The organism is Rhizobium leguminosarum, assembly GCF_001679785.1.
Taxonomy (GTDB): Bacteria; Pseudomonadota; Alphaproteobacteria; order Rhizobiales; family Rhizobiaceae; genus Rhizobium; species Rhizobium leguminosarum_R.
Map to the genome: position 1 here is coordinate 49900 of NZ_CP016291.1, position 15072 is coordinate 64971.

Genomic DNA, 15072 nt, shown 5'->3' on the forward strand with positions numbered 1-15072 from the left:
GTTGCCGGCCTTTCCGTGTTTGCGGTTCAGGCAAGCGCCAGCGACCGGCCGGTCGCCGGATCGAACAGATGCATCCGGTTCATGTTGAACGAGAGCGGCATCGTCGACATCGGCCTGGGCCCGCTCTCGGGATCGATGCAGGCGCAAAGGCTTGCCTCGCCGATGCCGAAATAGACCATGGTCTCCGGCCCGAGTGGTTCCACAAGATCGATCTTCGCTTCGATGTCGGCATAACCAGGACGGGCCTGGCGCTCGGTGATCGATTCCGGCCTGATCCCAAACACCACTGATTTGCCGGCATGGCTGGCGTAGTCGCCGGCGCGCGCCTCCGGCACCGGAAGCTCGCTGCCGTCGGTCAGTTTGACGACGAGACCCTTCACTCCTGATAGCAGCGTCGCGGACAGGAAATTCATCGACGGTGAGCCGATGAAGCCGGCGACGAACTGGCTGACGGGCCGATGATAGAGCGCCTGCGGCGGTCCCGCCTGTTCGATGATGCCACCATTCATCACCACGACACGATCCGCCATGGTCATCGCCTCGACCTGGTCGTGCGTGACGTAGACGGTCGTCGTCGGCAACAGCTGGTGCAGCCGCTTGATCTCCGTGCGCATCTGCACGCGAAGCTTAGCATCGAGGTTGGACAACGGTTCGTCGAAGAGAAAGACTTTCGGGTTCCGCACGATCGCGCGTCCCATCGCGACGCGCTGGCGCTGGCCGCCCGAAAGCTGGCCCGGGCGTCGGCCGAGCAACTCGCTGATATGCAGGGTTTCCGCCGCCCTGACGATACGGGCGTCGATCTCGCTCTTGGCGAGCTTCTGCTGCTCCAGGCAGAACGAAATATTCTCCCGCACCGTCATGTGCGGATAGAGCGCGTAGTTCTGAAAGACCATGGCGATATCGCGTTTGCCCGGGCCGAGCCGGTTGACGACCTGGTCGCCGATCACAATCTCACCGCCGGTGATGTGTTCGAGACCCGCGATCATGCGCAATGTCGTCGATTTTCCGCATCCCGACGGGCCTACGAAAACGACGAATTCATTGTCTTCGATGTCGAGGCTGATGCCGCGCACGGCCTCGTAGATGCCATAGGATTTGACGATGCTCCTGAGTTCCAGTCGTGCCATGGTTTTCTCCTAGACCTCCTGCAACCAGATCGCCATCGCTCCGGGCTCGCGATTGGCCCAGAGGTGATAGGGGATCGCCGTGAAGGGCCGCTCTTTCAGCGAGGGAGGCGCGGTGCGATAGAGCGCATTCTGCCAATCGGCTATATCGGCTTCGAGCGCGGTGCCTTCGAGCACGGTCGCTCCGCCGAGAAGCGCGGCATCGTAACGGGCAGAAATTTCCTCAGATGCCGGCAGGCGGAGCCGCTGCGGCTCGCCGCCGAGGTCGGCCTCCTCGATGCAATAGACGACAGGCCCGCGCCGCAGCGCGACGCGTCCGCCGTCTTCGGAGGCGGCAGGATGTGCGTAGATGCGCTCGACCGGCATCGAGAAGCAAATGCGGACCTCGTCGCCATTGCGCCATTCCCTTGATATTGCGGCATAACCCTTCGTCACGCATTGATCGAGATCGACGGCAATGCCGTTGACCGAGATCTGCGCCTGCCTGCACCATCCAGGGATGCGAAGACGAAGTTGAAACCGGCTTGGCCGCTCGACGGCGAACCGCAGGCTGATGTCGCCATCCCAGGGATATTGCGTCTCCTGTACCAGGCGCACGAAGCTGTCGCCGACTGTCAGCTCGGCGGAATTGGTGCCGTAGAGATGGACGGCGAGCTCATGATCATCAGTCGAATAGAAATATTGGCCGAGCGACGTGATGAAACGGGCAATATTGGTCGGGCAGCAGGGGCAGTAATGCCATTTCCACCGGCGGTGCTGCCCGTGGCTTTCAAGGACGTTCTCATAGAAATAATGTTCGCCGTCGCGCGAGATGCCGGAAAGCGCGCCGTTGTAGAGCACCGTTTCCAGTCTGTCGGTGAACTTGCTGTCGAGATCGACCTGCGCCATGCGATGGCTCCAGAAGCCGAGCGCGACGGCTGCGCATGTCTCGGCATAGGCCGTCTCGTTCGGCAGGTCGAATTCCCGGGTGAACCCTTCATTGGATGCCGATGGGCCAAGGCCGCCGGTCACGTAGAGCTGGCGGCTGACCAGATTGTCGAAAAGCCGGTCGCAGGCTTCCTTCAATGTCGGATCGTCATTTTCATGGGAGAGATCCGCCATCGCAGAAAACAGGTACATGGCGCGGACCGCGTGTCCGACGACCTGGTGCTGGTCGCGCACCGGCATATGGGCCTGGCTATAGGCATATGTCTTGTAGACGTAACCATCAGGGCTCTCGCCGCGTTTGCGGGCCTCCTCGTCGTAATATGAGGGCATGCGGCCACGTTCGTCGACGAAGTAGGTCGCAAGCTTCAGATGCCGCGGATCGCGCGTTACGCGATAGAGCTTGACCAGCGCCAGCTCGATTTCCTCATGGGCATCGTAGCCTCTGAGCTTTCCGGGCTCGGCACCGAAGGTGGCGATGATATGGTCGACGGCGCGGATCATCACGTCGAGGAAACGACGCTTTCCCGTCGCCTCGTAGTAGGCGACGGCCCCTTCCAGCAAGTGGCCCATCGAATACATCTCGTGCAGGTCGCGCAGGTTGGTCCAGCGCCTGACCGGCTCGCGGCGAATGAACCAGCTGTTGAGGTAGCCATCCGCCATCTGCCCTTTTTCGAGCTTTTCGACGATGGCATCGATCTTCGCTTCGAGCGCAGCATTCGGGTGAGCCTTCAGCGTGTAACTTGCGGCCTCGATCCATTTGCCGAAATCGGAATCGAAGAAATGCTGCATCGACAGCCCGCTCGGCTGGATCGGGCGCACTAGCGGCCCGGCCGGCTTGTCGAAATCGAGCACCTCGAGGAATCCCTCTTCCTCCAGCCGCTTGTGCTGCGTCGGGATGGTGACGTTGCGAACCGTCTCCGTCCAGCTCTGCCAGAAACCGCCATCGAATACGACACCGGAATGGTCGGCAGGCCTGTATCGCTGCCGTCCCGCAGCGCGTGCCGGTTGAAAGCGAGGTGAGCTGGTCATGAGGACTCCTGAGCGGACGAGCGCTGTTACTTCACGGCGCCGGCCGTCAGGCCGCGCACGTAATATCGTTGCAAAAGAAGGAAAAGCAGGATGCAGGGGACCATAGTCACGGCTATGCCGGCCTGAAGCGCGCCCCAGTCGATGATGCCATAGATGCCCGACGAAACATTCACCAGCATGATCGGCAGCGTGAACTTGTTCTGATCGGACAGAAAGATGAGGGCAGCGAGGAATTCGTTCCAGGAATTCAGGAAGGCGAACATGGCAACGGTGGCGACACCGGGAAGCGCGATCGGCAGCATGATCCGGCGCAGGATCGTCGCCTGCGACGCGCCATCTATCCGTGCTGCCTCGATCAGCGCCTTCGGCACCGCGTCGAAGGCGTTGCGCATCATGAAAACGGAAAAAGGAAGCTGGAAGGTCACGTAGATCAGCACCAGGCCGAAAAGATTGTTCTGCAGCCGGAAGACTTTCAGGATCAGGAAAAGCGGCGTCAGGATCGACTGAAAGGGGATCATCATCGTTGCCATGATCAGCACGAAGAGCAGCGACTGCCCGGGAAAGCGGAATTTCGAAAAACCGTATCCCGCCGGCACAGAGACGAGCACCGTCAGGATCACCGTGCCGGCGGCAATCAGCACTGAATTGCCGGCATAAACGTACCAGCCGGCGCCGACATGCTCGAGGCGACGATAGTTCTCCAGCGAGAAGGCTTTCGAGAAAAGCGCTGCCGGATCGGCAAGTGCTGCGGCCGCGGGCTTGAAGGAATTGGCGAAGGACCAGACGATCGGCATCACGAAGAAGACGGCAAAGACGCATGCCGTCAGAACGAAGGCGAGATAACCGAGCCGCTCGCTCACCGGCTTCGCCGCGAGATTATAATTGAGCCGTTCCATCAACCCTCCTCCGGGCGCTGGCGCAGCAGGACGAACTGGATCGCGCTGATCGCCACCAGGACGACGAGCAGGGCAAAGGAGATCGCCGAGCCATAACCGAGACGGTAGGATGAGAACGAGGCGAGATAGATCGAGAAGACCGCGGAGATCGTGCTGTTCTCAGGGCCGCCCTGGGTGATGATGAAGAACTGGTCGAAGGCCAGCATCGATGAAGTGACGTTGAGGACGAGCGCCAGCACCACCGAGTTCCTCATCAAAGGCAACGTGATCCGGCGAAAGCGGCTCCAGACGCTGGCGCCGTCGATCCTGGCGGCTTCGATGACGTCGTTCGATATGCTCTGAAGGCCGGTCAGGAGGATGATCATCGTGAAGCCCGCCGTTTTCCAGACGACCATCAGGATGACAACGCCGAGTGCCGGCCAGAAACTTTCGAGCGGCCTCGGCGCGCTGTCGATAATGCCCGCGCCGCGCAACAGCTGCGCAAAGACGCCGCTATCTGGATTGAGCAGCCACATCCACAATGTCGAGGCCGCCCCGAAGCCGATGACAACAGGCATGAAATAGATCGTGCGGAAAAAACCGGCGATACGCAGCGGCCGGTCGACGAGCAGCGCCAGGGGAAAGGCCACCAGGAAGATCGCAGCCGTGACCAGCACGGTGTAGAGCAGCGTGAAGCCCAGGGAATGCCAGAGCTGGGTGTCGCCGATCAGTTCGGCATAGTTGGACAGGCCGACGAACTTCGTCCGGCCAAGAAGCGGCCAGTTGTAGAAGCTCATCCAGACCGTCATGACAAGCGGCACGAGGAAAAGCACGACGATGAACAGCAAGCCCGGCAGGATGAAGGCAAGACCAAGCCAACCCTTTGGCTCCGGTTCTCCAGTCGCGACTGCGCGCCTCCGGCTGCGAAGTGTCGAGGATATCACCGCAACTCCTCCTTCCGTTTGAAAGTCGAGATGTGAAAGAGACGGCAGGGCAGCCGCGGATACCCTGCCGAAACGCGTCGGCTTAGTTCGGATTGGTGCGTTCGAGGATACGGGTGAAGTCGGCCTGTGCTTTGGCGATCGTCCCCTCGACGTCGTCGCCGAAGATCGTACCCTGGATCAGATTGAGGAAGGGTCCGGTGCGGCTGACGAAGAGTTCGTCCGACGAAAATGTGTAGGGCGTGCGCGCCTTGGAGAGGATATTGTAGGCGACGAGATTGCGCGGGTCGAACTTCGCATAGGCTTCCGCTGCGAGATCGGTGCGCGACGGCATCCCCGATTCCTGGGTGATATAGACCTGCTGCTCGGGCTGCATGTAGAAATTGACGAAATCGAGCGCGACTTTCTTCTTCTCGTCGCTGATGCCCTTTCTCAGGGAAAGCGTATCGCCGCCGGCAAAGCTCGATTCACCGCCCTTCGGCCCTGGGATCGGTGCGACGGCGAATTTCACGTCGGGATATTTGCTGGTCAGCAGATTGACGATGTAGGAGCCGGTCATCAGGATGCCGACCTTGCCCGAGGCGAAGGCCTCGACGGCATTGTTGCCGTTGCCGGAACGCGAGGTCGGATGGATCGCACCGGCCTTCCACATATCGCGATAGGCAGCGATCGTCTCCCTCAGCGCCGGCGTGTCGACCGTAGCGCTACGGCCATCATCGCTCAGCACATCGGCATTGGCGGCCCACAGATGCGGCAGGAAGTCGTAGATCAGCCAGCTTCCCGAATTGGCGACGAAATAGAAGCCATAGGTCTCGTTGCCGAGCGCGGCGATCTTTTTGGCATCGGCGGCGATCTCCTCCATCGATGCCGGCGCCTTGTTGGGATCGAGGCCGGCCTTGGTGAAGAGATCGGTGTTATAGGCGATGATCGAGGCATCCGGCAGGGCCGGCACGCCGTAGATCTTGCCGTCATAAGTGGCAAGGCGGATGTGCGACGGGCTCATGGCGGAGGAATAAGGCAGGCCCTTCACGAAGTCGGAGATATCCTCGAGACCGTCCGCGGCGGCAAAGGTCGGGAGATAGATCAGGTCGAGCACGGCACCGTCAGGTGCCGCGCTGCCGGCAATCGCCGCACCCAGCTTCGGCACCATCTGCTCTGCCGTGATCTGGGTAACGTTGACCTTGTCGGCGTGCGATGCGTTGTATTTGTCGGCCAGTCCCTGAAGGACGGCGCCGGACGACGTGCGCACCCATAGGGTGATTTCTTCGGCGCCGGCGAGGGAAGAGCTTGCCAGCAGTGCAAGAGCGGTGATCGTCATCTTCAGTCGAAGCATGCTTGTTCCCCTTTTTCTCGTTCAGGCCTCAGGCCTTCGGACGAAACGGACGTTAAATCAGAATTTTTTCAGTGTCGACAGTCTGTGTGCATAAATCTGATGCGCGACTGATAAAACCTTTTAACAGCTCATTTTTTTCTGCTAAAACCTTTTATCAAGGATCGAACACGAGGCGGACCTTGAAGAATACGGGCGATCGGAGACGGACGATTTATGACGTGGCGAAGGCTGCGGGCGTCAGCATTTCGACGGCGTCGAACGCGCTGAACGGCACCGGCCGGACGAATGCGGAGACGCGGGAACGGGTCCGGCGCGTGGCAGAAGAGATCGGGTTTCGGCCCAACGCACTCGCCCGTGGGTTGCTAAGCAAGCGAAGCCATGCGATCGGCATGCTGACCAACGACACCTATGGCAGACTGACGCTGCCGATGGCGGCCGGGGTATCGGAGGTACTGGTCGATCACGGCGTGTCGGTCTTCCTATGCGCCACGAACAATGATCCAAGGCTCGCCCAGCTGCACCTGGAGGCGCTTCTCGATCGGCAGGTCGACGGCATCATATTCACCGCGACGCGCCTCGATCTCACGCCACCAGTCCAGCTATCCCGCTTGCCGATACCCGTCGTCTACGTGTTTGCCGAGGGGCCGGCTGACAGCGTCACCTTCTTTCCGGATGACGAACAGGGCGCCCGCCTCGCCGTCGATCACCTGAAAGAACTCGGTCGATCGCGGATCCTCCACATCACCGGGCCGCGGGATTACCTGGCCGCTCGCATCCGCGCCCAATCCTATCTCGACGCCTGCGGCGACGGTGCCGAAGCGATGTTCGGCGACTGGTCGGAGGAATGGGGTCACGAAGCCGTCCAGACGGTGTTTGCCCGGCCCGTCCCAAAGCCCGACGCCATCTTCTGCGGCAGTGACGAGATCGCCCGCGGCGTCATCGACGCGCTGCGCGACCTCAATGTGGAGATTCCTACGGATGTCGCCGTGGTCGGGTTCGACAATTGGGAGGTCGTCGCACGGCAAACGCGCCCGCCGCTGACCACCATCGACATGGAGTTGAAGGAACTGGGCCATCGCGCCGGCCTGGCAATCCTCAGCCTCTCCAAGGGTGAATCGGTCCCTGCCGGCATCACAAGATTGCCGTGTCGCCTGGTTGTGCGGCAGTCTTGCGGCAGCCCACTTCAATCCGACTGAAAGACGGCAAGCAACACCGGCAAGCCGGCCGTCCTCGCTATTATCTGTCCGTGGAATTGCCAGAACGGATCAGGCTGTTGCGGCTGACCAGCGACGGTATCTGGAGAATATGCTCGGAAGCGGTGCGGCCTTCTATTCTGGAAATGAGGGCTCGGGTTGCGATCTGGCCAAGCTCCCTGCCCGACTGATCGATGCTTGCGAGATTGACGAGGCCGAGTGCCGCGGTCGACGAATTGTCGTATCCGATGACGGCGAGGTCTTCGGGCACGCGCACACCCATCTCCATAGCCAGGCTCAGAAGGGTGATCGCGTCGAGATCGCTCCAGCAGAATACGGCGCGCGGCCTGTCCTTCCTCGATAGGAACTTTCGCATCGCCTCTTCTCGCTTCGGCGAAGCAATGGGAATTTTGCCGATCGCTGGTGAGGAGCCGAGCCCGCCACGCTGCATCGCCCGGCGAAACCCGATCTCACGCTGGCGGACGACGGAGACCGCGTGCCCCTGGCGCTCGCCAAGGCTCAGCATTTCGATATCGCGATAGCCGCAGGCCAGAAGCGCTTCTACGGCAATCTCCGCCCCGCGCTGATCGTCGGTATTGACGGTGTCGAAGGCCGCGGCGCTGGCATCGTGGTAACCCACCGCAACGATCGGTATCTGGAGTGCGAACTTTGCAAGGATGTCCGAGGGCAAACGCGGCGCAACGAGGATCAGGCCGTCCATCTTGTAGTCGATCATCGACTCGATCAACGACGTCTCCAGCTGCACACGCGCATCGCTGACGCCGATCATCGCCTGGTAGTGCGAAGGCCCAAGCACCTCGTTCACGCCGGCAATCACCTCCGGAAGGAAAGGATTGCGGATATCGATCAGGAGCACGCCGATGGTGAAACTCCGGCCACGCAGCCCTCTAGCTGCCCGCGAGGGGCGATAGGCGAGTACCTCGATGGCATCAGTCACCCTTGCGCGCAGCGCATCACTGACGCCATAGGCGTTTCGCATCACCTTGGAAACCGCTGCGACCGATACGCCTGCGTGAGCTGCCACGGTCCGGATCGTCACGCGATCGTTTCGTTGCGGCTTTTGTTTGTCTTCGATTGACATGAAATCTCTGGCTTGCGGCTGCGGGTCGTCAACATCGCCCGCAGAATCACCATGGCAGACTGGCAACGAAAATTCTATTGCGCTTCCGAAGAAAATGTAGAACGTTATATGGAGAACGTTCTACAACTCGTCGGGAGGACTTGATGAACTTTCAGCCTGCAGCCATCAGCGGCAACCTCGTTTCGCGTACCTGGTCCGGGGATATGATCGCGCCACTATCGGATGGCGGCCAGGGAACGGCCGCAAGCTTCGTCTCCAAGACTTTCGAACATGATGGCGCCAAGCTTCCCATAGAGCTCTTTATCTCCGCACTTGGCCTCTACCGCTGCTTCATCAACGGCGTTCGTGTCGGCAGCGACCTCTTGACACCCGGCTGGACGAACTACGACGATCGCCTTGCCTATCAGCGATATGATGTCTCGAACCTGCTCAAGCCGGGGCCGAACCGCATTGAAATCTGGCTTGCCGACGGATGGTACCGATCGCCCTTGATGTGGGGCGCCAAGGCGATCCCGAACTGCTGGGGCGACAGGATCGGCGCCATTGCGGATCTGATCGGAGCTGATGGCACCGTTCTTTCCACCGACACGACATGGCGAAGCGGTGTTCTGCCGATCCTGAAGTCGGGGATCTATTTCGGCGAAGTCTACGATGCCCGCAAGGAAAACTACTTGGAGACCCACGGCACCGAGAGATTGCCGTTCGACAGGGCACTGCTCGTCGCGCATGAAACTGCGGCGGTGCGGGAGTTGCAGCCGCTTGCTCCGGTCGAAAGCTGGACCGACGATGGCGGCAGGACTGTCTATGATTTCGGCCAGAATGCCGGCGGCTATGTTAGATATACCGTCCGAGGCGCTGCCGGCGCCGAAGTCCGGGTGGAGCATTCGGAAGTTCTCGGTCCCGGTCGTCATTTCGACAATCGCAACTATCGCACGGCCGCCGCACATACCGTCTACACCCTGCGGGGAGACGGCGATGAAACCTACGCGCCGCATTTCACCTTCCACGGCTTCCGCTATGCCAGGGTGACGATCAAGGGCGATGCGAAGATCCTTTCAATCGCATCCATCCCGATCTCATCTGTGCCCGAGCCTGCCGGCGGTTTCACCTCGGGCAATGCACTGGTCAATCGCCTCGTCGAAAATACCATCTGGTCGCAGCGCGCCAATTTCGTCGAAGTGCCGACCGATTGCCCGCAGCGCGATGAACGCCTCGGCTGGACGGGCGATGCCCAGGTGTTTGCCGCGACGGCGTGCTGGCTGAGCGACAGCCAGTCGTTCCTCATGAAATATCTGCGCGATGTGATGGCCGATCAGCGCGAGGATGGCGCCGTCTCACATTTTTCGCCGGATCCGACGCGCTTGCATCCGGCCAATTTCCCGGGCTATGCCGGCTCGACCGGCTGGGGCGACGCGATCGTCGTCATCCCGTGGGTACTCTATACCCATTACGGCGACCGGGCCGTTCTGTCGGAGTGCCTGGATTCTATGGTGCGCTGGGTCGATTTCGTCTGGTCGATCTCGGATGGCCCGCTCGTGCGCCCGCCGTCGCGTTGGGGCGACCGCGGCTTCACCTTCGGCGATTGGCTGCAGCCGGTCGGCGACAACCGGAAGCCTCGCCCGACGATCGCCGACGACTGCGCGGCCACACTCTACCACTTTATCTCGACCGACCTTCTGGCAAAGATCGCAGCCGTTCTCGGCGATCATACGCTTGAAGCGCAAATGAAGCAGCGCGCAAGCGAGATCCGGCTGACATTCGCCAACGAGTTCATCGCTCCCTCGGGACGGCTCGCGCATAACGACCAGACGTCCTATGCGCTGGCCTTCCTCCACGACCTGATACCGGATGAGCATCAGGAGACCGCACAGCAGCATTTCCGGCAGGTGATCGTCGATGCCGACTATAAGATCGGCACCGGCTTCATCGGCACGCCTGCCCTGCTGCCGGCCCTGACGAAGCTCGGCATGGACGATCTTGCCGAAAAAGTCTTCCTGCAGGAGGATGTGCCGGGCTGGCTCTACCAGGTGTCGAAGGGGGCGACGACGATCTGGGAGCGTTGGGATTCCATGGCGCCTGACGGCACCATCTACGAACCCGACATGAACAGCTACAACCACTATGCCTATGGCGCGGTCTGCCAATGGCTGTTCGAAAGCGTCGCCGGAATTTCGCCGAGCCCGAGCGCACCCGGATTTGCCGAGGTGATTGTCGATCCCGCGCCGATTCCATCCCTTTCGCCGGTTTCAGCCCATCATGATATCAGCCAGGGACGCATCGAGGCCGGCTGGCAGTGCAACGGCAACAAGATCACCTATGTGCTGACCCTTCCGGAGGGCTGCATCGGCCGGTTCCGGCCCGGAAAACGGCATCAAAACCCGTCGCTCAACGGAGAGCCTGTTGTCGAGGAAGCCATTCTTCCCTCCGGGACACACCAGCTCGTCTTTTCCCTACCCAATTCTTGAGGAGCATACACGTCACACCGTTCAGAGGAGGAACGTCATGACACATCGGATAAAGCTCATTCTTGCGGGCGCGTCCGCGCTTTTGGCACTGGTCGCGGCCGGTCCGTCGCATGCAGACACCACGCTGTCATTCCTGATCGACAATAACCCGGACACCGTCGCGGCAGCCGAGGCACTGGTTGCCGCCTATCAGACGAAGGCGCCCGACGTGACCATCGAAATCGAGCAGCGGCCAGGGGGTGGCGAGGGCGACAACATCGTTAAGACGCGCCTGGCGACGGGCGAGATGTCTGATGTGTTTCTCTATAATTCCGGCTCGCTGCTCCAGGCGCTGAAACCCGCGCAGACGCTTGTCGATCTGAGCGGTCTTGCGTCGCAGGCGAAGGTCGACGAAGGTTTCAAGTCAGTCGTCCGCGCCGATGACAAGCTCTACGGCGTTCCCTTCGGTACGGCGATGGCGGGCGGGATTCTCTATAACAGGAAAATCTACCAGGACCTCGGCCTCTCCGTCCCGAAGACATGGGCGGACTTCATGGCGAACAACGAAAAGGTCAAAGCATCAGGAAAGGTCGCCGTGGCGCAGACCTATCGCGATACCTGGACCTCACAGCTGTTCGTTCTGGCTGACTATTACAACCTGGACGCGGCCGTGCCGAACTTCGCCGCAGACTATACCGCCAACAAGGCAAAATACGCAGAGACGCCTGCGGCCCTGAAGGGCTTCGAACGGCTGAAGGACGTTCACGACGCCGGCCTGATGAACGAAGATTTCGGCGCAGCAAGCTACGACGATGGCCTGAGAATGGTGGCAACCGGCGAGGCAGCGCATTATCCGATGCTGAGCTTCGCCGTCGGCGCGCTCAAACAGAATTATCCCGAAAACCTCAACGATGTCGGCTTTTTCGCGCAACCGAGCGACGACGCTGCAACCAACGGCTTGACGGTCTGGATGCCGCCAGCCCTTTACATTCCCTTGACCAGCCAGCACACCGAGGAAGCACGGAAATTCGTCGATTTCGCCGGAAGCGTCGAGGCCTGCAAGATCATGGTGGAAACCAATGCTGTTCAGGGGCCCTCCCTGATTGACGGCTGCGACCTGCCAGCCGACGTACCGCCTGCAATAAAGGACATGCTCCCCTATTTCGAGGCCAAGGACAAGACGACCCCGGCGCTGGAATTCGTTTCGCCGATCAAGGGACCGGCTCTCGAGCAGATCACCGTCGAAGTCGGCTCCGGTATTCGCCAGCCGGCCGACGCGGCAAAACTCTATGACGACGACGTGCGCAAGCAGGCCAAGCAACTCGGCCTGCCCAACTGGTAGCGTTCTTTCGGGCCAGTCAGAGCCTCGCTCTGCAAGAGCGAGGTTCCACCCGATCGAAAGAGGTAGTCATGACCGAGACACGCCCCCGCTCGCGCAAATCGCCCTACCCGCTGTGGTTTTTCATTCCGGCCGCAATCATCTACGGCGTGCTGTTTCTGGTTCCCACGGTATCCTCTCTCTGGTTCAGCCTCACACGCTGGGATCTTTCGACGGCCGAATTCATCGGGCTCGAAAACTTTCAGCAGTTCTTTTCCGAACCGTTTTTGGTCAAGGGACTGCTCAACACCCTGATCTACGCCGTGACGACATCCGGCCTGAAGACGGTCTGCGGGTTGCTGCTCGCCGTGCTGCTGACCAGCAATATTTTCGCCCGCGGCTTCCTGCGCACGCTGGTCTTCTTTCCCGTCCTGGTCTCGACGATCGGCATCGGCATCACCTTCACGGTGATGATGCATCCGACCAGGGGCATCATTAATGTCACGCTCGAGACGCTCGGCATTCCCGGCCCGGGATGGCTCACCAATCCGGCGCTGGCGCTTTTTTCGGTGGCTTTGGTCGATGTCTGGAAGGGTGTCGGCCTCGCCACCCTGATCTTCATCGCCGGGCTTGCCGCGATCAGCCCCGATTATTATGAGGCCGCGAGGATTGATGGCGCCACGCGTCTCCAGCAATTTTTCCGGATCACCCTGCCGCTCGTGCGTCCCGCCACTGTCATCGTGGTGACATTGTCGCTGATTGGCGGGCTTCGATCCTTCGATCTGATATGGGCCATGACCCGCGGCGGGCCTGGTTTCTCCTCCGATGTGATCGCATCGGTCATCTATAAGCAATACCAGGCGGGTTTCTACGGTCTCTCGACGGCCGGAAACGTCATCCTGTTCGCGCTGATCGCCGTAATCATCCTGCCATTCACCCTGTGGTTCAACCGGCGCGAGGTCGAAGAATGAGAAGCGTCCGCCCTTACGTGACCGGCGCGATAGCCCTTGCGGTGGCGGCCGTCATCTTCGTCATGCCTTTCGTTTTCGTCGCTCTCCAGGCGGTCAAATCGAAATCCGAAGCCTCTCGCCTTGATTTCGAATTGCCCGAGCATTGGCTGTTCTGGGATAATCTGATCGCCGTCTTCAAGGCGCGCGACTACCAGCTCGCGCTCGCCTATTTCAACTCCACCCTGATCACCGTCGCCTCCGTCACGATCCTGATCCTGCTGTCGGCAATGGTCGGATATGTGATGCAGCGCCGCAAGACCGTCTGGAACAGGGTGGCCTCCATTGCCCTGTTCATGGGTCTGATGATGCCTCCAGCCGTCGTGCCCACCATCGGCCTCTTGCAGGAGATCGGTCTCTTCAAGACGATGACCGGGATGATCCTGATCCAGGTCGCCTATAATCTCTCGTTCTCGACCTTGCTCTACCGGTCGTTCATCTCGACCATACCGCGAGACCTCGACGAGGTGGCGCTGATCGACGGCGCCAAGCCCCGGCAGATCTTCTTCAGAGTGATCCTGCCGCTGCTGAAGCCGGTGACCGTCACCAACATCGTCGTGCAGTCGATCGCGATCTTCAACGATTTTACCAACCCGCTTTACTATCTTCCCGGCAAGGAGAACGTGACCGTGCAGCTGACGCTCTATAATTTCCAGAGCATGTATACGAGCCAGTACAATCTCCTCTTCATGAATATCCTCCTCGTGACGATCCCGCCGCTGGTGGTCTTCATCTTCTTCAACCGGCAGATCGTCGCCGGCATGACATCAGGCGCAGTAAAAGGGTAACCGAATGGCTGAGCTCACTCTCAAGCAGGTTCGCAAGAGCTTTGGCGCCCTTGAAGTTATCAAGGGGATCGATCTGGAGGTTGCCTCCGGCGAGTTCGTCGTTTTCGTCGGCCCGTCGGGATGCGGAAAGTCGACGCTGCTGCGGATCATCGCCGGCCTGGAGGAAACGACATCGGGCACGCTGGCCATCGGCGGCAAGGACGTGACATATGCCGAACCCTCCGAGCGCGGCATTGCCATGGTGTTCCAGAGCTACGCGCTCTACCCGCACATGACCGTGGCAGAGAATATCGGCTTCGGCCTTTCACTCGCCCGCCGCCCGAAGGCGGAAATCGCCGCCAAGGTTGCGGCGACGGCTGAAACCCTGCAGCTCACCCAGCTGCTGGAGAGAAAGCCGAAAGCACTCTCCGGCGGCCAGAGGCAGCGCGTCGCCATCGGCCGCGCGATCATCCGCGATCCCAAGGTCTTCCTGTTCGACGAGCCGCTCTCCAATCTCGACGCTTCGCTCAGAGCCCAGATGCGCCTTGAGATCGCCGATCTGCACGCCCGCCTGAAATCGACGATGATCTATGTCACCCACGACCAGGTCGAAGCGATGACGATGGCGGACAAGATCGTTGTCCTAAACGGCGGCGCGGTCGAACAGATCGGCGGCCCGATGGAACTCTACCGCAATCCCGCAACGCCATTCGTCGCCGGCTTCATCGGCAGCCCGAAGATGAACCTCTATGGCGGCGAGATAGCGCGGCGATTGCACTGCACGACCTATGGCATCCGCCCCGAACATATCAGGCTTTCGGAAAGTGTCGGGCAATGGCAGGGCAGGATCCGGCATCTCGAGCGGCTTGGCGCCGACGCGATCCTCTACCTCGACGTCCCCGAACTCGGCGAGATGGTGGTGCGCGCCGAAGGCGAGACGCCGTTTGCGCCTGGAATGACGGTCTGGGCAAATCCGGTCGAAGGAGCGGAACATCGGTTCCGAAGCTAACGC

12 protein-coding genes are annotated in these 15072 nt (G+C 60.5%); 6 read left to right on the plus strand and 6 right to left on the minus strand.

Features of this window, described 5'->3' with window-relative positions; all coding sequences use genetic code 11:
- Positions 1–26: 26 nt before the first annotated feature.
- The 5 genes from BA011_RS37285 to BA011_RS37305 form a co-directional block, all read right to left on the minus strand.
- On the minus strand, positions 27–1127 hold the full coding sequence (locus BA011_RS37285; RefSeq protein ID WP_065284504.1) for an ABC transporter ATP-binding protein: 1101 nt from the start codon (positions 1125–1127) through the stop codon (positions 27–29).
- Positions 1128–1136: 9 nt separating this feature from the next.
- Positions 1137–3080, minus strand: a complete 1944-nt coding sequence (locus BA011_RS37290) for a glycoside hydrolase family 127 protein (RefSeq protein WP_065284505.1) — start codon at positions 3078–3080, stop codon at positions 1137–1139.
- A gap of 26 nt (positions 3081–3106) precedes the next feature.
- On the minus strand, positions 3107–3976 hold the full coding sequence (locus tag BA011_RS37295) for a carbohydrate ABC transporter permease (protein WP_065284506.1): 870 nt from the start codon (positions 3974–3976) through the stop codon (positions 3107–3109).
- Positions 3976–4899: a carbohydrate ABC transporter permease gene (locus tag BA011_RS37300; protein WP_065284507.1), complete on the minus strand. Its 924-nt coding sequence runs from the start codon at positions 4897–4899 to the stop codon at positions 3976–3978. Before BA011_RS37300 ends, BA011_RS37295 begins: the two co-directional genes overlap by 1 nt.
- Before the next feature lie 82 nt (positions 4900–4981).
- Positions 4982–6229 carry an ABC transporter substrate-binding protein gene (locus BA011_RS37305; protein WP_065284508.1) on the minus strand — a complete coding sequence of 416 codons (1248 nt, stop codon included), beginning with the start codon at positions 6227–6229 and terminating at the stop codon, positions 4982–4984.
- Between the two features lie 179 nt (positions 6230–6408).
- Between BA011_RS37305 and BA011_RS37310 the strand changes: the two genes are divergently transcribed.
- Positions 6409–7425, plus strand: coding sequence for a LacI family DNA-binding transcriptional regulator (locus BA011_RS37310; protein WP_065284509.1), 1017 nt, complete (start codon positions 6409–6411; stop codon positions 7423–7425).
- 40 nt (positions 7426–7465) lie between these two features.
- Here the strand turns inward: BA011_RS37310 and BA011_RS37315 are convergent, their stop codons facing one another.
- A complete protein-coding gene (locus tag BA011_RS37315; RefSeq protein WP_065284510.1) occupies positions 7466–8524 on the minus strand; it encodes a LacI family DNA-binding transcriptional regulator in 1059 nt (352 codons plus the stop codon).
- Positions 8525–8667: 143 nt separating this feature from the next.
- Between BA011_RS37315 and BA011_RS37320 the strand changes: the two genes are divergently transcribed.
- From BA011_RS37320 to BA011_RS37340, 5 genes are all read left to right on the plus strand, one after another.
- Complete coding sequence (locus tag BA011_RS37320) at positions 8668–10989, plus strand: alpha-L-rhamnosidase (protein ID WP_065284511.1); 2322 nt, start codon at positions 8668–8670, stop codon at positions 10987–10989.
- 37 nt (positions 10990–11026) lie between these two features.
- The gene (locus BA011_RS37325; RefSeq protein WP_065284512.1) at positions 11027–12310 is read left to right on the plus strand and encodes an ABC transporter substrate-binding protein; all 1284 of its coding nucleotides are present in this window, start codon (positions 11027–11029) and stop codon (positions 12308–12310) included.
- Between the two features lie 68 nt (positions 12311–12378).
- A complete protein-coding gene (locus tag BA011_RS37330; protein ID WP_065284513.1) occupies positions 12379–13257 on the plus strand; it encodes a carbohydrate ABC transporter permease in 879 nt (292 codons plus the stop codon).
- Positions 13254–14081, plus strand: a complete 828-nt coding sequence (locus tag BA011_RS37335; protein WP_065284514.1) for a carbohydrate ABC transporter permease — start codon at positions 13254–13256, stop codon at positions 14079–14081. Before BA011_RS37330 ends, BA011_RS37335 begins: the two co-directional genes overlap by 4 nt.
- 4 nt (positions 14082–14085) lie before the next feature.
- A complete protein-coding gene (locus BA011_RS37340) occupies positions 14086–15069 on the plus strand; it encodes an ABC transporter ATP-binding protein (RefSeq protein ID WP_065284515.1) in 984 nt (327 codons plus the stop codon).
- Positions 15070–15072: the final 3 nt, after the last annotated feature.